This window comes from Furfurilactobacillus rossiae DSM 15814 (assembly GCF_000428925.1).
Classification (GTDB): domain Bacteria; phylum Bacillota; class Bacilli; order Lactobacillales; family Lactobacillaceae; genus Furfurilactobacillus; species Furfurilactobacillus rossiae.
In genome coordinates this window covers 63498-89006 of record NZ_AUAW01000009.1, presented here as the reverse complement: position 1 = coordinate 89006, position 25509 = coordinate 63498, and the positions used below count along the sequence as shown (strand labels likewise).

Genomic DNA, 25509 nt, shown 5'->3' with positions numbered 1-25509 from the left:
GCTGATTGATTAACAACTATTGTCAGCACTGTTAAACATACGGAGGAAGGCCCTATTATGCAGTATGAAGGCGCACAATTGGCACATTATGTGGACCGACCAAGTCGCTTTACATGCCGAGTTGAACGAAACGGCGAAACCATTGAAACTCATCTAAAAAATACGGGTCGCGGTGCAGATCTGCTAATTCCCGGCGCAACCGTTTCAATCGTGCCAGCTAAAAATCCTGAACGAAAAACACACTGGGATATGGTCTCCGTCATCAAACGCACTGACCATGGTGACTTCTGGGTAAACATTGATAGTGCCATGCCAAATAAGGTAACTAAGGAAGCGGTAGACGCTGATCTACTCACCTTTCCTGACTTACCTGGCACAATTACAGAATTTCGTCCTGAAGTGCCGTTTGGCGATTCCCGTGTCGACTTCAAAGGTAAGACAAGTACCGGACAAGAGTTCTTTGTTGAGACTAAGGGCGCGACGTTAGAAAGCCACGGAATCGTCGGCTTTCCAGATGCACCAACGATTCGGGCAGTGAAGCACGTTTATAATCTTGAACATGCGATTGACGAGGGCTACATGGCCTACCTATTTTTCGTCATTCAGATTGATAATATCGATGTGCTCACCTTGAATCACCACATGGCACCCAAACTTACAGCTGCTATTAAGGCGGCTGTGCCACACGGGGTTAAAATTGCCGCCTACTGTTCAAAAGTCGACGAAAATGGCATGGCATTGCACCGACCGGCTGAGTTTCGGATTGATGAACCATTTATTGATCCGCAGGTAGAGATGGGTTTGATTAAATAGATTATTCAACAAGCACATCTGGTGAAGAACAAGTGTCGCTCATGATATGGTTAGGCCATAACTAAACCGAAATGAGGTACACGCTTATGAACGAGGTTTGTCAGAGTTGTGGTCTACCCCATATGAACCAGTTTGGAACAGAAGCCAATCAACGCGCTTCAAACATTTACTATCATCGTTGTTATCAGAATGGTGAATTTGTTGATTCCGCCATTACGTTCGATGAAATGAAAGTTCGCGGGTTAACCATTATTGATCAGCTAAATACATCTACACTGAAGAAACGCTTCATGAAATTCTTCTATCCGGGTGTGTTGAAACGAACTAAGCGTTGGCGTCAACCGGAAATAAGTTAACTGCCGAAACTGTACCAAGCAATTTAGTGTATAGAAAATAATCTCTTTTGAACTCACCGAAGATGATACCTGTCTGATGATTTCTAAAGGGATTATTTTTGTGCAATTTAGGGCTAAAGACACTATTTTCAATAGTTACTGTTGCGGCATTGCATTCAGTTTACAAGCTGCTATTAAACGCTGCTCGCACGAAAACAGCTGTGGAGCCAATAGGAGGGCGTCAACAGTGATACCGAACCGTGAAAGTGTTGTTAATCCGAATGGCTCTCTCGGATTTACAACACGGACGGTCACCAAGACTCGGTTTCCCACGAGGCTTGATGGCGAGGTGAAAGACTTCGGGTTTCAGAAGGTTCGAACCGGTCCCACGGTAAGCGTGTCACTGTTGACAACCGAAAGCACCACTCAACACTTCTTCAAAAGTCTGACACGAACACGTATAATTAAACCTGTAACTCGCAGGATTTAATCGGAGGAAATATGGCAACCCAACTTGATTCAACTTTACTCAAACAGGTGGCTGATGCCTTACCAGACATTCGGTCACGGCAGATTACTGCCACGCTTAACCTATTGAATGATGGCAACACAATTCCGTTTGTATCACGGTACCGGAAGGAAATGACCGGCAGTCTTGACGAAGTGCAGATTCGCACCGTTCAAGATACTTGGAACCATTTCGAAAAACTGGCTAATCGAAAAACGGAAGTCATCAATAGTATTACTGAACAAAAAGCCCTGACACCGAAGTTGCAGCAACAAATCACCGCTGCGACAACGGTTCAGGAAGTTGAAGATCTATATCTACCCTATAAACAAAAGCGGCGTACTAAGGCCACCATTGCTAAGGAAGCCGGTTTAATGCCGTTTGCCAAATGGCTACTCGGTTTTCATAAAGAATCTGTTGAAACGGAAGCAGCTAAATATATCAACCCAGATAAGGAACTCCCTGATGTTGAAGCTGTTCTTGCTGGGGTTCACGAAATCCTGGCAGAAGCTTTCAGTGAAGAAGCCTCATTCCGTGAATTTATCCGTGACTATACGCGTAGTCATGCCAAATTAACGACGACGGTTAAGTCAAAGGGTAAAGAAGCCGATGAAGACGGCGTTTATCAACAATATTATGAATTCGAACAACCCTTCACGAAGATGGCAGCGTACCAAACTTTAGCCATTAATCGTGGTGAAAAAGCTGGCGTGTTGCGTGTGAGTCTCGACGTTGATACTGACGCCATCATGAACTTCTTCCACTTTCGGACTGTCGGCCATCGGCAGGGTCCGGCAGTGGCAGTGATTGAGGATGCTTACGCAGATACTTACAAACGGTTTATTGGCCCAGCTATCGAACGTGAACTACGTAATGAATTGACTGATGCGGCCAATGAACACGCCATCAAAGTGTTTGGTACCAACCTGTATCACCTGCTGATGCAGGCCCCGATGAAAGGTAAGATTGTGCTCGGCTTCGACCCTGCCTACCGGACTGGCTGTAAGCTCGCCGTCATGGACGCTAATGGCAAGTATCTCGATAAACTTGTTATCTATCCACATAAGCCTGCTCCTGCTAATAAACGTGCAGCAGCCGCTGGCGAGTTCCATGATTTTCTTGAAAAATATCAAGTCGAAATGATCGCCATTGGTAACGGAACTGCTTCGCGTGAATCGGAAATTTTTGTCAGCGATGTGTTAAAAGGCATCAAACGCGACGTCGAATACGTCATCGTCAACGAAGCTGGTGCCTCCGTTTATTCTGCCAGCCAAGCTGCTCGTGACGAATTTCCCGACTTACACGTTGAACAGCGTAGTGCCATCAGCATTGGCCGTCGTTTGCAAGATCCGTTGGCTGAACTGGTTAAAATTGACCCTCAAAGTGTTGGTGTTGGTCAGTATCAACACGATGTTCCAAACAAAGAACTGTCTGCTCAACTGGACACTGTCGTCGAAACGGCCGTTAACCAAGTCGGCGTTAACCTCAATACCGCTAGTTCAGAATTACTGGAACACATTTCTGGTCTGAACAAAACGATTGCCAACAACGTGGTCGCCTACCGTAATGAGAATGGCCGCTACACGGACCGTCGTCAGTTGAAAAAGGTTCCCCGTCTTGGACCTAAAGCCTATGAACAAGCCGTTGGTTTCCTGCGCATCATCGGTGGTAAGAATCCTCTGGATAACACGGATGTCCATCCAGAAAGCTATCCTGTTGCTAACGAGATTCTGACGCTGACCAATACAGATGTCGATAGCCTGGGATCCGATGAATTTAAACAGGCTACCGCTAAGCTCGACAAACATGCGATTGCAACGGAAACCGGTGCTGGTCTAGAAACGGTCACCGACATTCTCGATAGTTTGGCTAAACCAGGTCGTGACCTACGTGACGATATGCCGGCCCCACTGTTACGTCATGACGTGCTGACCATCGAAGACCTGAAACCCGGTATGGAACTTCAAGGTACCGTCCGCAACGTCATCGACTTTGGCGCGTTTGTCGATGTTGGTGTGAAGCACGATGGCCTCGTCCACATTTCCAAACTAACAAAACGGTTCGTCAAGAATCCGGCTGAAATCGTCTCCGTTGGCGATATCGTCACCGTATGGGTTGATTCCGTTGATTTGAACCGGCAACGAATTCAGTTAACGATGCTGAAGCCAAATGAAGAATAGAAGCTAGAAAGGGACCATCAACAGGCTCAGAAAAGCTGTTGATGGTCCCTTTTACGTTAAATGGCGTAATTACTCAGACAGGCATCGGCTTTTGTTACGCCAATGCTCGCCGATTGGCTAGATAAACCAGTACAATCAATGGTAGCGTCAACACCATAACTGGATAGAGCCATTTCCACGGCAAAAAAGCCGTGATTAATCCCGCTAGCATCGGTCCGCCTGACATACCTAGGTCCACACCGATATAGAATGTACTATTCGCTAATCCGCGATCCGAGGCCGGCACCAGCGTCAACGCTTTAGCCTGACAAATTGAAAACATCAGACCATATCCACCAGCAAATCCAAATGCCCCAAGAAACAACATAAATAAATTATTTAAATCGGTCAGCCCGATTAATCCCAGCAAATTCAGTCCTAAACACAGCCAAATAAACCTTTTAAACGGCACGTGGTCAAATGCATCACGCAACACCATTCGCATAACTAACAAAATAACGGCGTATGTCGGAAAGAAAAGTCCGGCTGGTACCGCAAAATGGCGATGGGCAATGTAGCTCACAATGTAAGTTTCTGTTGCGAAGTACGGCAACGAAAACAACATTAGAATTACCATCACGGGTACAGCTTTAGGTTGAACGAACTGCATTTTCTTCTTAGTTGGCGTGGTCGTTTGCTTCGTTGGGCTTGGAAGGCCTCGATTGCCTACAAACTGAATGACGAACAACATTAAAACGCTAAACACTGATGCCAACCAGAAAACACTTTGGTAACTATAGTGTTGATATAAATAAACACTAATCGCGGGTCCAATAGCCATCCCCAAAGCACTAGCTAATCCATAAATACCCATTCCAGAACCAATCCGGTCCGCCGGCAGTAGGTCCGTCATCCAAGTGGCCATGCATACTGAACATAATGTATAGCCAAGACCATTAATCACTCGAAAAACCATGATCAACGCCACATTAGTAGTAAACGTATAGCCTAAACTCGCCAATAAAATGAAGACGCCACCAGCTAAAGTTAAACGATACTTAGAAACACGATCAGTTAAATTGCCCGCTAGTGGCCGTAATACTAGTGCTGTTAGGTTCATTGTCCCGGCAATCACGCCAGCCAAAATGCTGTTAGCCCCAACATTGGATGCAAAACCAGCAATAATCGGGTTAATCAACATTGGACTCATTAAATAAAAAAAGCTAGCCGCTAAAACTAATTTCACATCTTTTGTATATAGACGCGTTTTCACGCTAAATCATTCCCTTTCCAAGTTGGCATTAGCTCGACGCGCTAATGTTAAAAAGCATTGTCGTTCCTCAGGCGTAAACCCAGTAAATAGTTCCTCACTTGTTTGCCACCCATGTTTATCTAACTGAGCATATTTAGATGCCCCAAGTGGCGTTACCTGCACTAGTTTTGATCGACCATCATTAGGATTGGGTATCAAAGTGACAATTCCCAAGGTCACCATATGTTTCACGATCACCCGTGCAGTTTGATGCGTAATTCCTTGATAATCTTTGAACATTGCGATTGTCTGATTAGGATTTTCTGCAAAATACTTCAACGCATCACCTTGACCCAGAGTTAAATTCAAATCCTGGATATGTAAATTTCGACGTTGTTTAATTCGCCGGGCCAACTGTAACAGTTGCCGTGAAATCATTTCATCTTCATTCATAAGATCACCTCATGGACGAATTGTACAGCATACTGTATATTTTCGTAAGCACTAATTTATTTTCAAAAAAATTAACTAAGATCATTTTTCGCCAACCATTACTAATACTGCGAAAAAACGCCATCGCCTTCTGAAAGTGGTCAAAAACATACTATGATTTACCTATAAAACAAATAGGACTGCCAATGCTCAAAATGAGCTTCTGGCAGTCCTATTTGTTCCTACATAATAAAATGTACTCGTGAATAGTACTTTCCCCAACACTATTCAGACCAACTACTATTACGAGTTGCGGCCTTAGCTAAACCCTCATTAGTCCTAATTTCTAGCATTTAACTCTGTGTGTCTGTGTAATCTTTTTTAATTTTGAATAAACCATATGCGAATAATGTAGTAGCTCAAACTTTTGCTTCCATTTAATCATTTGCAAGTTCTCTGCGTAACCCTTCGGTCAGCACATGCGATAACACAATGTGCCGTTCTCGGGCTTCATCGCGTAAACCTTCAGGAATCGTCACAGTCACCTTCACCTTTTTGGTTTGTTGCTCCCGACTGCGATATTCATTGAGATCCAATGGCACAATCACCAGTTGGTCGCCTGGAACGAGTGGAATTTCAGCGACATCAGTTGGTTCTGGATAATGTTTTTCAGAAAACAAATAGCCGCCAATAACGTCTTGGGCACTGTGAAACGCTGTCATCATATCATTGCCATACGTCACCGCACCTTTTAAATCTGGCACTTTAACGGTGAAAGCACCGTCCTCTTGATGGTGAAAAATAGCGGGATAAAATACTTCATCCTTAGACATAATTACTTTCCTCCTTTAAACATACGTTGAACCATACTAATTTTTCAATTAAAAATACGTACCATACGTCCCAATAAATAAGATTTTAACACGTATTTGACATCTTTTGATCTTGTGATTTAACATAAACGATTTTAATATCGGGCATATCAATATTTCAGCCAAAATAATTGAATTACGATAGCAAACTTGCTATTGCTAAAGATGTTCGCGCTCAGTTTATGAAAGGTCGTGAATGATCATGCGGACAATGAATGATATTTTACAGGAAGAGTTGAAAGATCCAGAATTCAGACAAGGCTATGAATATTACCTGCGAGCTGGAGAAGCCGCCGTTGCGGTATACCAACTACGCAAAAGTTTAGGCTTGTCTCAAGCAGAATTGGCAAAAAGGGCGGGCAAAGCAAAATCCACTATTGCACGAATTGAGAATGGTAATCTTGCGCCTCGTCTTGATACCTTACAAGATATCGCTAATGGCGTCGGCAAGGAAGCAAAAATCGTATTCATCTAAAAAATCCACCATTGGAGCGTCTGCTAACGCTCTCCAATGGTGGATTTTGAATTCTACTACTTATTTCCGATAATGAACCTGCACTGTTTTAGTTCCACTTGGCACGTAAACCTGTACCGTCCCGCGTTCAGAAACACTCACATGTAATCGCTTGGCATCACCCGTTCTCACCACATAATGCTGACTGCCGTAGTTAAAAACCGGTAAGTCTACCCGGTGACCACTTACCGTCTTGGGCAACTGAATGGTCATCCCATTAGGTTGTGCAATCATCTTTACATGTGGATGACTAATGGCTTCATCGCCTTCAAAGACCACTGCCTGATGTGCATAGATAGCTTTCAGATGATGCACACTGCGTTTGGGCGCGTAATCGAAATAATTCGCATCCGTCGCAAACTGTTCATAGCTATTGGCACTCACCTTTGGCGACGATACCCCGGCATAGACGAATCCGGTCACCATCGTGAGTAACAGTGACAATCCTACAATCCAACCCTGCCAGTTGAAACGTAATTGCATGCGATCAACTAGGATGACAAAGGCGACCAGGACAAAGAAACTGATAAACGTATAGAACCGCCATGGATGCTGAATTAGGTTGATCGGCGTATGTTCCAGAAAACGCCATGGAAAGAGTTTTGTTGTCATCCAGAACAGAACCGTGCTTAAAATAGCCAGTGTTTTGCCAAACCGATCGAGATGACGAAAACCGATCCATAGCGCCACAAGCGCCAACAAGACAATCGTGCCCAAGGTCACGCCGTGCGTCAACAAGCCCGTTTTCGTGACATTGCCAATACTAAAGACGACTGCGACGAAGGGTGAAATCGCCTGTTTTGCCAGCGAACCGATCAACGGTGAGGCCACTGTTACTTGTTTCGTAGTACCAAGCATCCCCAGTAGTTCTGGCAAACTTAGCAGACCGGTTACTACTGCTGTGAGTACTAAATCCAGCCATGTTTGCCACCGATTAAGGTAGCGCCAACCAAGAGCTAGAACAACAACGACCGTCCCCGCTGCTAACAAGGCTGACAAGACGTGCGTGTATACGAGCATCGTCGCGCCCAGCGTTGTCAGCAACCAGCCACGTCGGTGTTCAGTCAGTGTGAGATATAGGCCCAAAAATAAGATGGGATACCACATCATTGATTGTGCTTCGGGCAAGTCGAAACGCACGGTTTCATTAAAGACCATGTAACCAGACAGGTTATACAATATGGCGAATAACCATGCCCCGGAGATTGGCCGCCGTGCTGCTCGCAGTTTTAGAAATACGCGCATACACCAGTATGAAATCCAGCAACTTGCGATGATATAAAAAGCATTGCCTAGGTATAACGCCATAATCCCCGGTAGGCCGACTAACCTCAATATCGCATACGGATACAGAAAGACATATGGATAAAAGATTTGAATGCCAAGACCAGACCCACGAAACGTGTATGTGCTAATCGCGTTATGCCATACGCCATTTTTAGCAGAGAGATACAGTTCTTCGATACGATTGACGTGGAATTGTTGGTCCCACCCGCCGAACAGGTGATTATTCAATAAAAACGGCAGCTCCACTGCTATGGCGACGAGTACAAACGTTAACCACAGCCAGAGTTTCCGGTGTTCTCTGGCCCAACCATAGAAGCCAGCCGTTCGTTGATGCTGACTTCCTTGTGCCATTAATGATTCACGATAGTCCACAATGTTCACCCCAAAATTAAAAATAACGTTGGTATCTTACCATAGTTAAAGTGAAGACAAAATGAACACCGCATGAGAATCCGTTATTGATGTGTAACTTTCTACAACCACGTTTGTTTTACCTTGAAGAAACTACCACGAATTTCACCCGCTAGCTTAGAACGTTGATGAGCAAACTTAAATTTACCTTCCAACTCAGGTGGTACTGGTGCACCAACTGCTAACTTGATACCAACAGCACGTTTGGGCTTTTCACCCGTTTTTTCGTATAGCACATTCAATACCATACCGTTTTCAAAGTAAAATTCTGGCCAGTACAGATCATCGTCTTCATAAACGGCGACTTCTAACAGTTTCTCACTGAATGTTAAATCGCGTTCCGCCTTAATTAGCTTTTCAAACCAGGCTACTTCTTCCTGCTTTTCACTGGCTGGGTAGGTCACGTATTCAAACTTGTATTTGTTCCAGAAATAACGGGCTTCGTTTGCCCGCAAGCCTGCCAGTGCATCGGCGACCGGTGAACTTTCCAATCCAACTGGCGAAACTTCTTTAAAATCAACTTTGTATGCCATTTGCATAACCTCATTAACTGATGTTTTTAAACTGAATCATGCTCATAGTTTATCGCCGTTTCGGACTGATTGACAGTTTTATGACCACGTCAGTTTAGAATTATGACTGGTGCCGATCATCTTGTAGCTGACGCATCTGTTTGTCCAGCTTCTTCTGCGCCTTCATGGAGCCGCGATCCAGATCACGCTGGAACTTATAGTCATCGTACTTCTTAAATAACCGTGTCATGTCATACCCTGCAGGATATAAATCAGCCGCTTTACCTAGTCGAGTTAATCGCCGTTCCGGAATCGTTTCAAACTGATTGTTGACGTAAACAGTCACCGTCTCGGCTTGCTTGTCTTGAGCGTAGACGAGTCCTTGACGACCATCTGTGTTAAGACGAACACGATCCCCTTGTGTGTAAGTAATTTGCTCACGTTTTTCAACGTGTTGAACGGCCTTCATCTGGTAAATATCCGTCCGATAATCATGGTCAGTTAGATAATGATCTGCTTGCTCGATAATGTTTGGATTCAATTTCAAACGACGGGCCAGCCAAAAGGCATTACTATCGCCAACCTCATTCATCAATAACTGATATTTCGGCATCAAGGTCGCTTCATCAAACGCCATCGCCGCAGTGGTAAAGGCAGGATGCTGCTGAGCATACCGTTTGATTTCACCATAATGCGTTGTGACAACGACGAGTGCGCCATGCTGATACAGATATTCAATCACCGCGATAGCCAGTGCTGCCCCTTCATTTGGTTCAGTCCCGCTACCAATCTCGTCGAGCAGAACTAAACTGTGTGGCTTAATCGCATTCGTGATGGCCGTTAAATTAGTCAAATGACTCGAGAAAGTACTCAAGGCATTCTCAATGCTCTGGTCATCCCCGATATCAGCAAACATCTGCTGCAAGATTGGCAATTCAGTTGTATCGGCGGCTGGCACCTGTAGTCCACATTGGGCCATGATGATAAAGAGGCCAATTGTCTTTAGGACAACCGTTTTTCCACCGGCGTTTGGCCCGGTAATAATCAAACCACGATGGTCATATCCCAACCGGACAGATAGTGGTACCGCATGTTCGCCCAATAGTGGATGACGGCCTTTGTCGATTCTCACTTGATCTCGCTCATTCAGATGTGGGCGCACACCATTGATCGAGGCACTGTACTTGCCGCGAGCCATGATTTCATCTAACGCCGTGATGACGTCTAGATTACGTAAAATTGTGGTTTCATATTCACTAACGCGAGCGTTTAAGCCAGCCAAAATTTGATAAACCTCAGCTTCAACGCCACTCGTTACTTCGGCCAGTTCACTATTCAATCTGATGGCAGTTTGCGGTTCAATGTAAATCGTCGAGCCCGTCGCAGAACTACCGACAACCGTACCCGGAACCTGATTTTTAAACGTCGCTTGGACGGCCAGCACAAGCTGATCGGCTTTGGTGACTGGCAAACGTTCCTGAAGCATCCGTGCGTATCGCTGACTCGCCTTCTGCACAACCGCTTGAACCTGTGCCTGAACATCGCGTTGATGACGCCGCAGCTTTCGCAGATTCCCTGTTGCATCATCGATGACCTGGTTGTTATGAATAACGTTATAAATATCATCTGCCAGATCGGTCACTGACGTTAAGGCGTCCGCGTAACTGGCTAGTGTCGGTGCAATCGTTGCGTTACGTTTGAGCACCGTGGCTACGTCAGCATTGCCACGAACAAAGTCGGCCACTTGCACGAGTTGTTCGGCCGTAAGCAAATAACCACGGTGCAGCTTAGTTAATAAATTTTGAACCGTATCCAGGCTCAGAAATGGCAAATGTACATTAGCATCAAGTAACTGCCTAGCCTCAACCGTTTCTGTTTGCAATGCTTGAACTTCAGCTAGGTTCGTTAGGATGGTCATGTGTTGCAAATGTGTCTGCGCTGCTTCACTCGTAGCAAGTTTGGCAACCTGCTGGCGAATAACGTTAAAGTCCGTTTTTTGATAAGTTTCTTCATTCATGATGGTTTGATTCTCCTACAATTCCGCATTTGTGCCGGAAAAAAGTGCACAAAAAGACCGTGCTTATTGCGTTTCAGCAACTCACACGGTCTCCATCATGGATTAACTCCATTTTGTCTGGCGTGCGAGTGTCCTAACCTTTAGTCCAGCACAAACTAACCCCTGTTTCGGGTTCGTTCAAAAACTAGTTACTAAAGATTAATCACACTCATACAGCCCAACCTCGTTTTAATTGATACGAATAAGGTAACACACGTCACGTATAACTACAACTGGCATGATCTAGACTCTCAGTGGTACATTATTATTGAATCATTAATCATACATAATATTCACAGGAGGAATAACTATGTCAACTAACGATAAAGAAACCATCCTCGGCCTTTTCAGTGAATTCAAACGGGCTGTTGCCACTGCAAACGAACAAGAGAACAATCGTCAACACTTATTAGAAATCATTGACCAATCCAGTGAAAAGCTGGCTCATCAACAACAAACACCACAAAACGAAGCGCGCTCTGTCTACCAGAACATCAACACGATGTGCTTGGCTGATCACCTTAAGCTAACCGCCGATGAAGGCGCGGCTCTTAGAAAGATCGGTGATGCCGCACAACCTAAATCAGCTTGGCAAGGTTTGAATAATTTTAATACAGTCAATACTTGGCCAAGTAACTAAACAATTCGAAACAAATTAGTTCCCTTATTTTGTTGATCGTAGTAAAACAATGTTCAAATATAATCATTTTGTGCAATTTAACTGCTCTCAATGAAACGAGGTCTAATTATGACAAAAAAGGCGCTTGTTTTAAATCTACTCATTTTGGTGACAGCACTAACAACAATCTTCGGCACATTGTTTATCGGAGACAATAGTCTGATCGTCCAGTTATCTTATATCACCATTTTGGCCGAAATGTTTGGTTACTACACAATCTTTGACGATGGAAATTAACTTTTATTGCAATAATGCACGCTTTTTGTTTACAGATGAATGTTTCGGCAGATGTACTGAGAGTAAAATGAGTTCACTTGAATAGATCCGCTGAAATGAGGCCCCATTATGGAGACTAAAGATTTCGTTTTACGTTTGTTAATGCTCTTCACACTTGTTGTCGCACTATTTGGGACTTTTGCAATCGGATTTGACAACAACATTGTCCAAATCACATACATGGGGTTAAGCCTGGAAGTTCTAGGTTATTACACACTCTATAAGAAAAATCACAAAAACTGATTCACTATCATGGCCTTAGTCTTAAGCCCTGATAATGAACCAGTTTCTTTTATTTCATAAAATTAGTTTGTTACCTTTTCGTTAGCCTTGGCAACCGCGGCCATGGCCACCGCATTGATCCAGTTTAATGGCTGGTCAAAGTTTGGTTGGAACAGCATGTCAACCATGGATAAGGTTTCAATGGTCATTTCTGTTTGAATAGCCATGGAAATAACGTTGGCTGATTGTGAAACATCGTGATCACTGTAGAAGGCGCCACCGAGAACTCGGTGTGTTTCAGGATCCCACGTTAAGCTACATTGCACCGGTGTGGTACTCAACATGAAGTCTGGGCGGTAGTCCTGTTCAATCGTCACGGAGTCCACATCAACGTTGCGAGCCTTAGCACCCTCAGTTGTTAAACCGGATGCAGCAATTGTCTTGCCAAACAGCTCAACGGCTGATGAAGACTGCGTGCCAAGGTATTTAACCGTTGGCTTCTCGATGTTGTGACCGACTAAGATACCTTGGCGAACCGCGTTAGTAGCTAAAGGAATGTAATCATTCTTGTGCGTTGGGTTGTAGTGAACGGCAGCTGAATCACCGGCAGCAAAGACGTTTGGTAAGCTCGTCTGCATGTATTCGTCGGTCACAATGGCACCGTTTGGTAACATGTCGACCTTGTCCTTCATCAAGCCGGTATTTGGACGGAATCCAGTACATAAAATGGCAATATCGGCAGTGTAACTTCCCTTGTCGGTGGTAACCGTTACTTGATCATCCCCGCTGAAGCCAGTTACCATTTCGCCCAATGCTAGCTTGACCCCATGATCCGTGTATTCTTTTTCCACACGGTCCGTGATGTCCTTGTCAAAGTTCTTCGCTAGAACTCGTGGCAAACCATCGATCAAAGTCACTTGCTTGCCCGTCAATGCATATTGTTCTGCCAGTTCTGCACCAATATAGCCAGCGCCAATTACAACGGCGCTCTTGATTTTACCAGCCAAGTTCTTCAGTTCATTGGCGTTCGTCCAGTTCTTACATAGGTAAACATTCTTGTTATCAATCCCGTCGATTGGCGGAATAACGGGCCATGAACCCGTGGTGACAACCAGTTTGTCATAAGCGACCTCGCTGACTTCGCCTGATTCCAAATCCTTAACCGTAACGGTTTGATTATCCGTGTCGATGTCGGTAACATCATGCTTCATTTCCATGTCTGCACCAAGTTTAGCCAAGGCTTCTGGACTTGAATAAAACATCTTGTCTGGGTCTGACACATGACCTCCGACCCACAAAGCAATCCCGCAGGACAAGAAGGACAAATTATCGTTTCGTTCGTAAACTGTGACGTCATAATCCGGGTGTTCAGTCAAAATCTGTTGAGCGGCAAACGTACCTGCATGTGTAGCACCAACGATGATTACTTTCATGGTGAAGGCCTCCAAAAAATTTAAAGTTGAATTTATATTGTGTACAATTTAATTTAAACATACTACCAGTAAATGTCAACGCTTACACTTTGATATAGCGCTTCTTCACAAGCGTTGTTTGCTCTCATCAAAACGTTTAAAAACACTTTGTGAAATTAATTCAGGGCGTGTTATAAAATCCATCTTTGTAGTGAAACTTTTCCAACTACTATTTCGATTTTTGGTCGTATACTAACATTGAAAATACTATGTTACACCATATCAGAAAGGTCATGGATATGCGAAAACTTCTACAAAAACGAGCAGGTTTCGTCACACTAACTGTCATCTATGGTTTACTAGCTATTTTTCTGTTATTTAGATCAACTAAACAGACATTACTACCGCTAATCGGGGTCTTGGTGATTGGGGTTGCATTAACAAGTATCTGTGCCGTTTGGATGGATAATCATCAAACTAATTTTGCAAAGGGATTAGAGGTTCCGACAAATTACACGTTGAGTTTTGATTTATTACTTTTAACATTCGCTATTTGGCCAAGTTTCCTAAAACCAAGTTTGGCAACTGGCATCGGCATACTATTTTTCTTAATTGGCGTTGGAAGTCTATTCATACCACAAAATCATCTGATGGGCATTCGCATTCCACCAACCTACAGGTCACCTGAAATGTGGCATAAAGTGAATTACTTTGGCGGTTGGCTGATTGTGGCGGCTGGCTATACGATTATCATCCTCGGTAATTTTTGGCCGGCTAAGACCGTAACGTTTATGTTGACAACCGTGGTTATCGCACTTGTGCTCACGATTGGTTATGCTTATTTACCGCAACGACCGAAAACGCCGTAATAGTTACGAAAAAGCGTACTGTATTCTCACTCTCGAGCATACAGTACGCTTAAATATTATTATAACCATTTTACTTTTACTTGCAGGCACAGATTTTAAAACAACCATGCATACAGTAACTTTTTTTAAAGTGTGACGTTTAAAAAGGGAATTTCAGTTCCATATATTACGATTTCACAAGTTTAAAAAGGTATGCTGTATCATCATCCTCTAATACCAATCAAAGTGGCTGATTTCACACCATTTCTTTATGCAACATGCTTTTTTTGTAAATCCATTTCACTATTTTACAAATCAAAAATGTCCTTCACCCTCGCTAACAATGTGTTCAATAAGCGAGGAGAAACATGACCAACAATTCTGCCATGGCGACCATCAAAATCATAAAATGGCATTTGCCAAAGAATAATTGATCCGTGAACACCACTTGTCCCATCGATAAACTGCATAAACCGTGTGTTATCATCCCTCATCTCATGTGTGATTGGCATTCCGCTAACCATACCAGTAAATTGGTTATAACCAGTGTTACTTAGCACTATTAATGGGCGTTGAATGTTGCCATGCCTAGGATCATGTCCGCCAGTCTCATGTCCTGCATGTGGTTCAGCATCGATAAAAATAATGTCCCCTTGTTCTGGGTAGGCCATTCTTACAATTCCTTTCCAACACGTCTTTCCATGCCAATATTGATTTCAGCTTCTTTCATACCACCACGAAAATCCACGTCAGCGTATTTACCATTCAACCAAGGATTTTCATTTGACAACGGCTTAAACTGAATTACACCATCGCTCCCCTGTGAGAAACTAACTTGATCGCCTTTATGCACATTTATTCCCTTGGGAACCGTAACCACAAGTGAGTGTCCGCTTTGTCGGACTTTAAAAACACCTAGTTCTCTATTTTCCATAATGTGTACCTCCGATTTCAGTCGTTTGAAATCATCAACTCATTTACATAAGTAATTATATACGTAGATACATGTAGATACAAGTATCTACATGTATCTCTTTTGTCATTCATTAATTTTCTTTGTTGAAGGAAAAAAGGCCCAAAACTTACAATTTAAAAGCGAAAAATGGGCTACTTAATGTCATCTGTTCTCTTCGCATTCCAAGTGAACACAAAAAGCGAATGCAACTTCGAATAAGAGTTACACTCGCCTTTTTTCAATCCACATAACATATTTTATTTTTGATCATCATTCAACCGTGACTCCGGCGTTGGATACGTAATCTTCATCACTGCTGGCATGATAATCGGAATCAAAATAACTAGTAACAGAATCCCGACAATCACAACTAGCGCCACTTGAATCAACGTCATCACACCAGACGGAATCAGTGCGGCGAATGTTCCGCTCAGGATAATTCCCGCTGAAATAACCACGGTTCCAATAATCGTCGTTGCCTTGAGCATCTTAGCATCGGTCGAAATTGGCTGATGCAGGAACTCACGGTACTTCGCCATGAGGAAGATACTGTAATCAACACCCAGTGAAACCAACATAATGAAGGCAAAGAATGGCGTGTTCCAGGTCAGCATGCTTTGACCTAGGAATGCCTTCACCAGCCAGTGTACGATGTTCGTTGCGCCACTGTAAGCAATCAACAAGGTTCCCTCAATCGCGATTGGTTGAACCAATGAATGGGTAACAAACATCAACGCAATGAAGATTCCAGCTAACATAATGATGGCGGTACGACTGAAGTCTCCAGCCGCCATTTCATTGATATCATTGGTTTGCGAGGTACTACCACCAAACGCAACCTTGGCATTATTCATCGATGTTCCTTTAAGAGCGCCACGAACAATGCCTTCCAACCGTGGCAAACGTTTCATCGCAGTCTGTGAGCTTGGATCGTCCTTAAGAATGACCGTCATCTTCGTGATCTTGCGATCCGGCGAGAAGTACGTTTTAAGGACCGGGGCAAACGTTTTGCTCTTTAACTGCGCAGCTGGAATATAGTAGGTTTCCGCTGCGCTGGCATGTTGCAAACCACTCAAGTACTTATTTGCCTGACCTGAACCAGCGGAAATCTTGCTGAGCCCGTCTGTCGCGGTTCCTAAGCCATTGGACAAACTAGCTGTTTGACCGCCAAGTTGTGACAGTTTCGAAGCCATTTCTTGGTTTCCACTCGCAACTTGGTTAGCGCCACTGACTAGTTGACCAGTATTGCCATTGATCGTACCCATCGCGCTGGCTAACTGATTGGTGCTACTACTCAATTGTGAGAGACCACCGCTCAACTGCGTGATTGCTGTCGCAGACGCCGGCAATACTTGATTCGAGGCTGTGTTCAACTGACTAACGGCTTGCTGCAATTGTTGCGTTGACCCTTGCAGGCTCTGTAATTGACTAGCAACGGATTGATCACTGCTACCAATGTTTTGTGCATCAGCACCAATTTTGCTTAATGAACCTGCCAACGTTTGTTGCAAACCAGCACTGGCCTGACTCTGCTGTTTCAGTGCTGCATCAATCGTCGCCGTGACAACTTGTTGCTGCTGAGCGTTTAAGTTAGCACCTTGGCCCTGCATTGCAGCAACTAACTGACCAGCGTTAACATTTGGCGTGCTAATGCCCTTCATCGCATTTTGAATGGCACCTAGTTGACTGCCAATATCACTGGCAGAGCTACCGATGCTAGTCAGGGAATTCGTTACGCCACTGGTCGAACCAGTTGAAGCAGCGTTAACCTGATCATTCAAACTGCTGATGGCCTGATTCAATTGTGGTAATGCCGTCGTTAACTGTTGCAATTGCGCCTGTTGACTACCACTAGTACTATTTTGAAGCTGTGCGTTTAATTCATTCACACCTTGAGTCACTTGGTTAATCCCGGAACTCAACGTTGATGTCCCAGTAGCAACCTGTTGCGAGCCAGACGCTAACTGATTAGCAGAATCAACGCCACCACTGATATTAGCACCGTCCAACTGCTGTTTTGCTGACCCTAGGCCGCTATTAATTTTATCCAGTCCTTGTTGTGACTTAGTTAAACCACTGGTGACCGTTGCCATCTGATTACGAACATACAGTGCCTTAATGGCTGAACCACCAGGCTGTGACGCGGACAAAACCGTTTTAACGCCGGCTGAATTCTGCAATTGTTTGGTCAAACGATCAATAATTTGGAGCGACTGTTCGTTGTTCAAACGATGATCACTCTGAATGTAAATCGTTGTCGGTTCAGCAGTCCCCTTTGAAAAGTGTTTTTGAACCACTTGAAAACCACGTTTGGCAGGGACATTGTCAGCAATTTCAACGGTATTGTCATAATCCAACGTGCCGTGGCCCATTAAGGCTAACGGAACCATCACGATCGCCATCACAACTAGCGTCAAAATCGGACGAATCATAGCCGTACTGCCGAGCGCGTGCCACAACTTGCTGTCACCTTCACCGGCTGACTTACGAACCGGCCAGAACATGTTTGGTCCGAGAACGGTCATAAAGAACGGATTCAGTGTGAGCAAAACTGCTAGCAACACGACGACCCCAACGGCAATGCCGACCGCCGAACGATACAGGGAGAACTTGGCAAACGCCAACACGGACATCCCGATTAATACAGACAAGCCGGAGTAAAGGATAGTCCGACCACCGATTTTGATCGCACTGGCAGTTGCATCATGCGGATTCTTGCCATGCGCCATTTCCTGCCTAAATTGATTGTATAGGAGAATGTTGTAGTCCGTTCCAATCCCAAACAGCACAATGATAATGAACACTTGCGTAAAGTTTGAAAACGGAAAGTTGAAGTGCTGGACCAAGTTGGTAACCACGCTAATGGATACCAAGCCCGACACTGCGACGGTTAATAAAGAAATAATCGGTGTGATTGGTGAACGGAAGACCAACAGCAACACCACGAAAATGAAAATCGCCGCAATTACCTCCGTCTTTCGCACCCCAGCCTGAGTGGCATCCGAAAAGTCTTGGTTCAAAATATCTGAACCAGTGACATAGGTTTTCACACCGCTCGTTTTAACCGCTTTCGTCAATTGATCACGGATTAAACTTCGCGTGTGCGTTTTACTCAACTTAACGTTTAACTGAACCAGCTGGGTTGTCTTGTCTTTGGATACCAACTGTTGTTTAGCGGTAGCACTGTCTTGAGCAGTTGTAATGCCCTTAATCTGATACTTTGACTTATCAGACTTTAGCTTATCAATAGTCCGTTCAATCGCAGCATTCTGTGCGGGTGTCAGTTTGTCATCACCATTACTGAACACCGCGACAACTGCCGTCGTATTTTTCTGGTCGCTACCCCACTTTTTTTGCATCTGCGTAGCGCGGACACTTTGATATGTACTAGGAATCTTAATTTGGCCCTTGTCGGCCACCAGCTTCCCCGTATCAGGCGTCATCATGATGGCAGCTACTAAAACGATCAACCACCCTAGTAATCCCCAAACGTGATTTTTAGTCATCCACTTCATGTTCTCTCTAACCTCCTAAAACTTACCGAGCTGCGGCATAACCCGAAAGCCGTTCCATTCGGAAACCCACCGAATGTGACGCCTTCCACGTTATTGCTCAACTTCTCCCTGGGCCTGAGCATCACTCTTCGCTTGCAACCATGGCGTCCAATCGATTGTGATCAGTTTGCCGTCACGATGCGGGCACAACTCATTGAGTGTGGACGCAGCCAACTTGTCGCGATAACTCTTCTCGGCCTCCGCAAAGATTGCCAACGCCTCTTCCTTGGCATCCCCAGGATTATGCCCCTCATCCAAACGTCCCATGTGATAACAAGCATCAAACGACGGATCCTTGGACATACCGAAAACATGATCGGCAAGTCCGGATGAAACCCCGAACGGACCAGTTCCCTCAATCGTGTTAAAAACGTCCAGCATCGTAATTTGATCCGGCTCGCGATTGATCACGAAGCCACCATCTTTTCCAGAAACAGATCGAACTAAACCGGCCCGTGACAGATGCTGAATAACTTTCTTGGTATATGAATCCGATAGTCCCAGCCGTTGTGAAATCAAAGTACTGTGTAATGGTATTTCACGTTTTTGAATCGCCAAGAGCATCAACACACAGATGGCTTGTTCCAAACTTGGTTTAACTTTCATTGCGATATCCTCCAGAAATGCACGTTTATAAACACGACATTCGGTATCCTTTTTATTAACAGGATATATAATATCCCGTTTAAAAATAAATACAAGATTAAATTTTAATTTGGAGTTTGTTCATTACTCATTGATTCGCTATACTGACAGCATTAGTAACCGGTTACAAAGGCAAAATAAAAACGAGGCAAACTATGGCATTCGTCACTGAACATTACATTTTGGCCGTGGATCAAGGCACCTCTGCATCGCGGGCAATTATCATCAACAAAAATGGCCGACGGGTTACCGCGGCTTCCCAACCATTACCACAAATCAATCGCCATCCAGGATGGGTGGAACACGATCCGAATTTACTGTGGAATTCCGTTCAATCAGTAATTTCGTCTGTCCTGATTAACGCTGGTATCCATCCGGACCAAATTGACGGGGTTGGCATTGTCACACAACGTGAAACGACCATTATCTGGGACCGGACAACCGGTGAGCCAATTGCACCGGCCGTTGGTTGGCAGTCTAAGCAAACGGACGATGTTACCCGGCAACTCATCAAAGATGGTTACGGTGAGATGATCCACCAAAAAACAGGACTCTTTATTAATTCTTACTTCTCAGCCGCCAAGATTCGTTGGTTACTTGATCACGTCGAAGGCGCGCAAGAACGCGCTGAAAAAGGTGAGCTCTGTTTTGGCACGGTTGATTCGTGGCTGGCCTGGAAATTGTCGGGCAGTGCGCTGCATGTCACTGATTACTCCAATGCCAGTCGAACAATGCTGTTTAACATTCACACATTGGACTGGGATGATGAAATTCTCAAGCTGATGAATATTCCCCGTGCCATGTTGCCTGAGGTCAAATCATCTTCTGAAGTCTACGGTCACACCCAAAACTATCAATTTTTCGGTGCCGAAGTCCCTATTGCTGCCCTCGCTGGTGACCAACAGGCCGCTTTGTTTGGTCAGATGGGCTTCGATAAGGGTGTCATCAAAAATACGTATGGTGCTGGTGCCTTCATCGTGATGAATACGGGTGATGAGCCGTTGATTTCAAACAACGGGCTGCTCACAACCATCGCCTACGGTCTAAACGGCAGTGTGCAATACGCCCTTGAAGGCTCTATCTTCGTGGCCGGTTCGGCGATTGGCTGGCTTCAAGATGAAATGAAAATGATTCCCGACGAGCCAGCCGCCAAACGTGCCGCGTTAGCTTCAACCGATCACGATGAAGTCTACGTAGTCCCCGCTTTCTCTGGCTTGGGTGCTCCCTATTGGGATGACGCGGCTCGTGGTGCTGTTTATGGAATTACCCGCGGGACAACTCAAAACGATTTTGTTAAGGCAACCTTACAATCGATTGCCTACCAAACACGTGATGTAATCGAAACCATGCGAAAAGATACGCATCTTGCCATCCCCCGTTTAAAGGCCGATGGCGCCTCATCACGAAACACTTATCTTATGCAATTTCAGGCAGACATTCTCAATATGGAAATTGATCGTTCCGCTGATGAGGAAACAACAGCACTAGGTGCGGCTTTTCTAGCGGGTCTCGCCGTTGGCTTTTGGGATAATGTCGACGCCCTTCAAGCTATTTACCAGCAGGGCAAGACATTCTCGCCCAATATGCCTGAGGACCACCGTCAACGTTTATATCAAGGCTGGCAAACAGCGGTCAAAGCAACAGAATTGTTCAAACTATAATTAAACAATGAATTTCAATTTTCTAAACTGTTGGTCCATCTTAATAATGGATTCAGCAGTTTTTTAGTGGCATTTTGCAGAAGAGTACTGGACTGTTGACTGATAGCTAGTCGATTGTGCTGTTATATGAGCGAAGGGCGTCAATGTTGCCAACCGTAGGCGTCAGCCTCTCACCTAAAGATAATATCGAATCAATCACCAGACCTTGTAGAAAACTTTTTTCACCATTTTTTTCCATAAATGTAAATTTTTTTGAAATTCATTTTGGTGGACCAGACCAATGCTAATCGTTGATATGATAAGTTTTCATAACTAATTCACGGCCTGAACCTAATGAAACCGGTTGCTCACGGTGGTGCATCGCGCTAGATATTGTTATATAATGAACCAGTCAACGACAGAAAGCGGTTACGTTTTCTGTCAATACAACCCTACATTTACAGGCATTTAAGGAGTGAAAACCGTGGCAACAGAATACAGCTCATTGTTTACTTTCTTTGGTGGTACTGGTGACCTTGCCAAACGTAAACTGTACCCATCCCTCTTCAAACTTTACGTTCGCGGAAACTTAGGCGAACATTTTGCCGTTCTCGGAACTGCTCGTGATAGCTGGACCGACGACAAATTCCGTGAAGTCGTAACACAATCCATTAAGGATGACCAACCGGATGCAGATATGCACGCGGCAGAAATTTTCGTGTCACATTTTTACTACATTGCACACGATGTTACGGATAAGGCGCACTACGCTGTGATGAAGGACCTCGTTGAAAAGCTGGACAAACAGTACAGCATCAACGGTAACCGGATCTTCTATCTGTCCATGGCACCACGCTTCTTCGGTGAAGTTGCCCTCAACTTGAAGTCAGAAGGTTTGCTCTCTGAAAATGGTTCAAACCGTTTGGTCATTGAAAAACCATTTGGTACTGACTTCACGACTGCTGAAACTTTAAACGATCAATTATCCGGTGCATTTGATGAAACTCAAATCTACCGAATCGACCACTACCTTGGTAAGGAAATGGTTCAAAACATTCAGGCTTTGCGTTTCGGCAATACGCTTGTTGAATCTCTGTGGAACAACCGTTACATCGACAACGTTCAAGTGACCTTAAGTGAAAAACTTGGTGTTGAAGATCGTGCCGGTTACTACGATACCGCTGGTGCATTACGTGACATGGTTCAAAACCATATCATGCAAATCGTTTCTCAGTTAGCAATGGAACAACCTGTTTCATTCACTGACGCCGATGTTCGTGTTGAAAAGATCAAGGCATTGCGTTCACTCCGGGTTTACAGCCCAGCCGAAGCAGCCAAGAACTTTATTCGCGGTCAATATGGCGCTAACGATACTGAACCTGCTTACCGTGATGAACCAAACGTACCAAAGGATTCACACAACGACACATTTGTTGCCGGTAAATTATTATTCGACAACTACCGTTGGTCAGGTGTTCCTTTCTACGTCCGGACTGGTAAGCGTTTGGCTGACAAGTTTACACGGATCGACGTTGTCTTCAAGAAGCCTTTGATCGACATCTTCGCCTTCCCACAAAACCGTGATAACTCATTAGCACCAAACGTTTTGACCATCTACGTTGAACCAAACTCAGGCTTCTCTCTCCAATTGAACGCTAAGACTGCTGGTCAAGGTTTCGAAACGGAACCAATCCACTTGGACTTCCAGCAAGATGTTGCTCAAAAGGAAGAAACTCCAGAACCATACGAACGTTTGCTGCATGACACCTTGAAGGGTGACCAAACGAACTTCGCCTCATGGGATGAAGTTTCATACGCATGGAAGTTCGTTGATGTTATCCAGAAATTATGGGATTCAGAAACACCAGACTTCCCTAACTACATCTCCGGTTCTATGGGACCAGCTGCATCAGATGAACTGTTGCAACGTGACCACCGGGCTTGGGTATATCGCTTAAACCGTTAATCAAAATTGACGCGAAAAAGTTGAATTGAATTCAGCTTTCAAACTTAAATATTTCAAAAAGGCAGTAAGCAGCTATTCAATTAGTTGCTTACTGCCTTTTTGATTATAAGGATAGCGCCTAGCCCAAAGCTGAGCCATTCCCCTTCTCACTATTATTCATTCTTGTCCTTTTAGGATTGATTCAGATTATTGTGAGCATACAATCTATGTTATTTGTCATTGATACCAAGGTTGCGACCATTATATTCCTGTGGATTTCGAATAATGTTCAAAACGAGTTTGGCCATGTTTTCAGGAGACACGTCGCGACCACCAAATGGCTGCCCTTTTTCAGTGACCTCATAGTCTTGTGCAGTCGGACCTTGGTTGATCCAGCCTGGCCGAATTACCGTATAATGCTTTGCACCTTTTTCAACGATATCGGCAGCTTCTCGATAGGGTTTTAAAACGGCATTTTCGTTCAAATTCCAATTGGACCCCATCGCCTGAGGAATTTCATTATAAACACCAAGGGAAGATACAAGAACCAAATATTTATCAGTCCCCTCAATAAGAGAAACTAAATTCTTAGTTACTGAGATAATTTGTTTGCCACTAACTGCAGAGAAGATAAAATCTTGATTGCCTATTAATGGTTCGATGACATTAATATTTGTCGCGTCACCGGTTTTTATCGTTTCTCGTTTCGAGTCTGTCGTTAAACTTCCTGCTGACCGAGAAAAAAGAGTAACATTAATATCAGCTTCAATCTGTAATCTCTTTCTAAGTGCACTACCAAAACTTCCGGTAGCTCCAATAATTAAAACGTTTTTCATCTGAATTTCATCCTTTCCATCATCAACTACTTTATTTAAAGAACTAGGAGACCCCTTTTTGAATAAAAATCGACTTGAAGCATTTTCTGATGGTGTTTTTGCAATCATCATAACGATTATGGTCTTGGAATTAAAAGTGCCTGAAACACCACACTGGTCGGAAATAAGCTCTATTATTCCAACCTTCTTTGCTTACTTAATGAGTTTCATATTTGTTTTGTCTTTCTGGGTGAGTCACCACAGAATGTTGTTTAAGCTTGAAAAAATTGACGTATCTACCCTTTGGCTAAACGGACTCTTCTTATTTACACTTTCAGTCTTACCGTTTTCAACTGGCTGGGTTGGACGCTTTCCAATGTCTGCTGCTCCTGAAGTCACTTACGGTATTTCGTTTGTAATTAGTAACCTCGCCTTTCGCTGGTTATCCAGCAATATTCATGCAGAAAAGACGAAAAATAACATTCCTGATGCGGGTTATCGAAAAATCCGGTTTGAAGTGCTCACTTTAACGGCCGTACAAGCAGTTTTAACGGGGCTCGGTTTCTTTTTTCCAATTATCGTTTTTACTGGTGTTTCGATTATTGCTATCTACTGCGCAATATCACAGGGGCAAATTAATCGTAAATAATTTCATGACTTTTCCGCCGCGTATACAATTGCCAATATTGATCAGCAATATTCGTCGCCGAGAAATGTTCATCTTGATCTATTGTTCCCATAATTGTCACAATTCCCGCAAAGATTCCCATTGGTTCCAACTCTTCGGCTAACACCAACGCCAGATTTCGCAACGCCGCTTTATCAAGCGACATCGTCGTATTGGATGCGGCAGGAAAACTGGAAAAGCCGCCACCTGTAAACAATAACGTTCCTTCGCGATTGTCTTTTTGCATCGAAATCACTTGTTGTGCGGCGGCTAGTGCACCAACAACATCAGTTTGATAGTGTTCTAATAGCTCAGCAGGCGTTAGTTCTAAGGGGCGGTTTCCACTCATCATGGCGACATTATAAACTAATACGTCAACCCGATTGTACTTTCGTTTCAGCTCTGCAAAAGCCGTTTGAATAGACGCGTTGCTTGCCACATCAACAACGAAATAATCAGCATCTATTCCTTGTGACTTCAACGATGCCACATATTCCGCTAGTCTCGAAGCGTTTCTCGCCATCAAGACAACGTTAAAGCCTTCACGGCCAAACCTTTCAGCAATATGGTGACCCAGTCCTGCTCCTGCACCAACAATTACAATTGTTTTTTTCATTCGATTTGCCTCACCTTTCTTACCATGCATTGTAGTGAGAACAAGGGAGCGCATCAAATACATTTATCGGAATGTGAGGATACC

24 protein-coding genes are annotated in these 25509 nt (G+C 44.2%); 11 read left to right on the top strand and 13 right to left on the bottom strand.

Annotation, left to right across the window (positions count from 1 at the left end; translation table 11 throughout):
• Positions 1-57: 57 nt before the first annotated feature.
• The 3 genes from sfsA (at position 58) to G400_RS0107360 (ending at position 3836) form a co-directional block, all read left to right on the top strand.
• Positions 58-813, top strand: a complete 756-nt coding sequence (gene sfsA / locus G400_RS0107375; RefSeq protein WP_017260916.1) for a DNA/RNA nuclease SfsA — start codon at positions 58-60, stop codon at positions 811-813.
• An 86-nt stretch (positions 814-899) separates the two neighbouring features.
• Positions 900-1169, top strand: coding sequence for a zinc ribbon domain-containing protein (locus tag G400_RS0107370; RefSeq protein WP_035143719.1), 270 nt, complete (start codon positions 900-902; stop codon positions 1167-1169).
• Between the two features lie 480 nt (positions 1170-1649).
• A complete protein-coding gene (locus G400_RS0107360) occupies positions 1650-3836 on the top strand; it encodes a Tex family protein (RefSeq protein WP_017260914.1) in 2187 nt (728 codons plus the stop codon).
• A 94-nt stretch (positions 3837-3930) separates the two neighbouring features.
• On the opposite strand, the gene G400_RS0107355 is transcribed toward G400_RS0107360, so the two are convergent.
• The 3 genes from G400_RS0107355 to G400_RS0107345 form a co-directional block, all read right to left on the bottom strand.
• The gene (locus tag G400_RS0107355; RefSeq protein WP_017260913.1) at positions 3931-5088 is read right to left on the bottom strand and encodes an MFS transporter; all 1158 of its coding nucleotides are present in this window, start codon (positions 5086-5088) and stop codon (positions 3931-3933) included.
• Between the two features lie 6 nt (positions 5089-5094).
• The gene (locus G400_RS0107350) at positions 5095-5520 is read right to left on the bottom strand and encodes a MarR family winged helix-turn-helix transcriptional regulator (RefSeq protein ID WP_017260912.1); all 426 of its coding nucleotides are present in this window, start codon (positions 5518-5520) and stop codon (positions 5095-5097) included.
• Between the two features lie 416 nt (positions 5521-5936).
• Complete coding sequence (locus tag G400_RS0107345; RefSeq protein ID WP_017260911.1) at positions 5937-6332, bottom strand: type II toxin-antitoxin system HicB family antitoxin; 396 nt, start codon at positions 6330-6332, stop codon at positions 5937-5939.
• Between the two features lie 241 nt (positions 6333-6573).
• Here G400_RS0107345 and G400_RS0107340 point away from each other — a divergent pair, with 241 nt between their 5' ends.
• Positions 6574-6846 (top strand): helix-turn-helix domain-containing protein, encoded by a 273-nt coding sequence (locus G400_RS0107340; protein WP_026017048.1) that lies wholly within the window; start codon positions 6574-6576, stop codon positions 6844-6846.
• Positions 6847-6906: 60 nt separating this feature from the next.
• On the opposite strand, the gene G400_RS0107335 is transcribed toward G400_RS0107340, so the two are convergent.
• From G400_RS0107335 to G400_RS14750, 3 genes are all read right to left on the bottom strand, one after another.
• Positions 6907-8544, bottom strand: a complete 1638-nt coding sequence (locus G400_RS0107335; protein WP_017260909.1) for a glycosyltransferase family protein — start codon at positions 8542-8544, stop codon at positions 6907-6909.
• A 101-nt stretch (positions 8545-8645) separates the two neighbouring features.
• The gene (locus tag G400_RS0107330) at positions 8646-9116 is read right to left on the bottom strand and encodes a hypothetical protein (RefSeq protein WP_017260908.1); all 471 of its coding nucleotides are present in this window, start codon (positions 9114-9116) and stop codon (positions 8646-8648) included.
• A 100-nt stretch (positions 9117-9216) separates the two neighbouring features.
• On the bottom strand, positions 9217-11112 hold the full coding sequence (locus G400_RS14750; protein WP_017260907.1) for an endonuclease MutS2: 1896 nt from the start codon (positions 11110-11112) through the stop codon (positions 9217-9219).
• A gap of 349 nt (positions 11113-11461) precedes the next feature.
• Between G400_RS14750 and G400_RS0107320 the strand changes: the two genes are divergently transcribed.
• The 3 genes from G400_RS0107320 to G400_RS16280 all read left to right on the top strand — a co-directional run bounded on the left by G400_RS0107320 (position 11462) and on the right by G400_RS16280 (position 12349).
• A complete protein-coding gene (locus G400_RS0107320) occupies positions 11462-11791 on the top strand; it encodes a bacteriocin immunity protein (protein ID WP_017260906.1) in 330 nt (109 codons plus the stop codon).
• 108 nt (positions 11792-11899) lie between these two features.
• Entirely contained in the window at positions 11900-12067 is a 168-nt protein-coding gene (locus tag G400_RS16285) for a hypothetical protein (RefSeq protein WP_017260905.1), read from the top strand.
• A gap of 108 nt (positions 12068-12175) precedes the next feature.
• Positions 12176-12349, top strand: coding sequence for a hypothetical protein (locus G400_RS16280; protein WP_017260904.1), 174 nt, complete (start codon positions 12176-12178; stop codon positions 12347-12349).
• Between the two features lie 62 nt (positions 12350-12411).
• Here G400_RS16280 and G400_RS0107305 read toward each other — a convergent pair whose 3' ends face one another.
• Positions 12412-13761: an FAD-dependent oxidoreductase gene (locus tag G400_RS0107305; RefSeq protein ID WP_017260903.1), complete on the bottom strand. Its 1350-nt coding sequence runs from the start codon at positions 13759-13761 to the stop codon at positions 12412-12414.
• Between the two features lie 278 nt (positions 13762-14039).
• Here G400_RS0107305 and G400_RS0107300 point away from each other — a divergent pair, with 278 nt between their 5' ends.
• Positions 14040-14609: an SdpI family protein gene (locus G400_RS0107300; protein ID WP_017260902.1), complete on the top strand. Its 570-nt coding sequence runs from the start codon at positions 14040-14042 to the stop codon at positions 14607-14609.
• A gap of 287 nt (positions 14610-14896) precedes the next feature.
• Here G400_RS0107300 and G400_RS0107295 read toward each other — a convergent pair whose 3' ends face one another.
• The 4 genes from G400_RS0107295 to G400_RS15725 form a co-directional block, all read right to left on the bottom strand.
• Positions 14897-15259, bottom strand: coding sequence for a type II toxin-antitoxin system PemK/MazF family toxin (locus tag G400_RS0107295; RefSeq protein WP_017260901.1), 363 nt, complete (start codon positions 15257-15259; stop codon positions 14897-14899).
• 2 nt (positions 15260-15261) lie between these two features.
• Positions 15262-15522, bottom strand: a complete 261-nt coding sequence (locus G400_RS0107290) for a hypothetical protein (protein WP_017260900.1) — start codon at positions 15520-15522, stop codon at positions 15262-15264.
• A 278-nt stretch (positions 15523-15800) separates the two neighbouring features.
• A complete protein-coding gene (locus tag G400_RS0107285) occupies positions 15801-19058 on the bottom strand; it encodes an MMPL/RND family transporter (protein ID WP_017260899.1) in 3258 nt (1085 codons plus the stop codon).
• 90 nt (positions 19059-19148) lie between these two features.
• Entirely contained in the window at positions 19149-19703 is a 555-nt protein-coding gene (locus G400_RS15725; RefSeq protein ID WP_017260898.1) for an RrF2 family transcriptional regulator, read from the bottom strand.
• Positions 19704-19897: 194 nt separating this feature from the next.
• Here G400_RS15725 and glpK point away from each other — a divergent pair, with 194 nt between their 5' ends.
• Entirely contained in the window at positions 19898-21403 is a 1506-nt protein-coding gene (gene glpK / locus G400_RS0107275; protein ID WP_017260897.1) for a glycerol kinase GlpK, read from the top strand.
• Between the two features lie 463 nt (positions 21404-21866).
• The gene (gene zwf, locus G400_RS0107270; RefSeq protein WP_017260896.1) at positions 21867-23348 is read left to right on the top strand and encodes a glucose-6-phosphate dehydrogenase; all 1482 of its coding nucleotides are present in this window, start codon (positions 21867-21869) and stop codon (positions 23346-23348) included.
• Positions 23349-23557: 209 nt separating this feature from the next.
• On the opposite strand, the gene G400_RS0107265 is transcribed toward zwf, so the two are convergent.
• Entirely contained in the window at positions 23558-24163 is a 606-nt protein-coding gene (locus G400_RS0107265) for an NAD(P)H-binding protein (RefSeq protein ID WP_026017045.1), read from the bottom strand.
• 58 nt (positions 24164-24221) lie between these two features.
• On the opposite strand from G400_RS0107265, the gene G400_RS14740 reads away from it, so the two are divergent.
• A complete protein-coding gene (locus G400_RS14740; RefSeq protein WP_017260894.1) occupies positions 24222-24791 on the top strand; it encodes a TMEM175 family protein in 570 nt (189 codons plus the stop codon).
• Here the strand turns inward: G400_RS14740 and G400_RS0107255 are convergent.
• Positions 24778-25425 (bottom strand): SDR family NAD(P)-dependent oxidoreductase, encoded by a 648-nt coding sequence (locus tag G400_RS0107255; RefSeq protein WP_017260893.1) that lies wholly within the window; start codon positions 25423-25425, stop codon positions 24778-24780. The genes G400_RS14740 and G400_RS0107255 overlap by 14 nt on opposite strands.
• Positions 25426-25509: the final 84 nt, after the last annotated feature.

Bases quoted from the DNA above. Each gene is read 5' to 3' on its own strand.
- G400_RS16280 (WP_017260904.1), top strand. From the start codon at position 12,176: ATGGAGACTAAAGATTTCGTTTTACGTTTGTTAATGCTCTTCACACTT.
- G400_RS15725 (WP_017260898.1), bottom strand. From the start codon at position 19,703: ATGAAAGTTAAACCAAGTTTGGAACAAGCCATCTGTGTGTTGATGCTC.
- G400_RS14750 (WP_017260907.1), bottom strand. From the start codon at position 11,112: ATGAATGAAGAAACTTATCAAAAAACGGACTTTAACGTTATTCGCCAG.
- G400_RS0107360 (WP_017260914.1), top strand. From the start codon at position 1,650: ATGGCAACCCAACTTGATTCAACTTTACTCAAACAGGTGGCTGATGCC.
- G400_RS16285 (WP_017260905.1), top strand. From the start codon at position 11,900: ATGACAAAAAAGGCGCTTGTTTTAAATCTACTCATTTTGGTGACAGCA.
- G400_RS0107265 (WP_026017045.1), bottom strand. From the start codon at position 24,163: ATGAAAAACGTTTTAATTATTGGAGCTACCGGAAGTTTTGGTAGTGCA.
- G400_RS0107345 (WP_017260911.1), bottom strand. From the start codon at position 6,332: ATGTCTAAGGATGAAGTATTTTATCCCGCTATTTTTCACCATCAAGAG.
- G400_RS0107255 (WP_017260893.1), bottom strand. From the start codon at position 25,425: ATGAAAAAAACAATTGTAATTGTTGGTGCAGGAGCAGGACTGGGTCAC.
- G400_RS0107340 (WP_026017048.1), top strand. From the start codon at position 6,574: ATGCGGACAATGAATGATATTTTACAGGAAGAGTTGAAAGATCCAGAA.
- G400_RS0107295 (WP_017260901.1), bottom strand. From the start codon at position 15,259: ATGGCCTACCCAGAACAAGGGGACATTATTTTTATCGATGCTGAACCA.
- G400_RS0107320 (WP_017260906.1), top strand. From the start codon at position 11,462: ATGTCAACTAACGATAAAGAAACCATCCTCGGCCTTTTCAGTGAATTC.
- G400_RS0107300 (WP_017260902.1), top strand. From the start codon at position 14,040: ATGCGAAAACTTCTACAAAAACGAGCAGGTTTCGTCACACTAACTGTC.
- glpK (WP_017260897.1), top strand. From the start codon at position 19,898: ATGGCATTCGTCACTGAACATTACATTTTGGCCGTGGATCAAGGCACC.
- G400_RS0107350 (WP_017260912.1), bottom strand. From the start codon at position 5,520: ATGAATGAAGATGAAATGATTTCACGGCAACTGTTACAGTTGGCCCGG.
- sfsA (WP_017260916.1), top strand. From the start codon at position 58: ATGCAGTATGAAGGCGCACAATTGGCACATTATGTGGACCGACCAAGT.
- G400_RS0107370 (WP_035143719.1), top strand. From the start codon at position 900: ATGAACGAGGTTTGTCAGAGTTGTGGTCTACCCCATATGAACCAGTTT.
- G400_RS0107285 (WP_017260899.1), bottom strand. From the start codon at position 19,058: ATGAAGTGGATGACTAAAAATCACGTTTGGGGATTACTAGGGTGGTTG.
- G400_RS0107290 (WP_017260900.1), bottom strand. From the start codon at position 15,522: ATGGAAAATAGAGAACTAGGTGTTTTTAAAGTCCGACAAAGCGGACAC.
- G400_RS0107330 (WP_017260908.1), bottom strand. From the start codon at position 9,116: ATGGCATACAAAGTTGATTTTAAAGAAGTTTCGCCAGTTGGATTGGAA.
- G400_RS0107305 (WP_017260903.1), bottom strand. From the start codon at position 13,761: ATGAAAGTAATCATCGTTGGTGCTACACATGCAGGTACGTTTGCCGCT.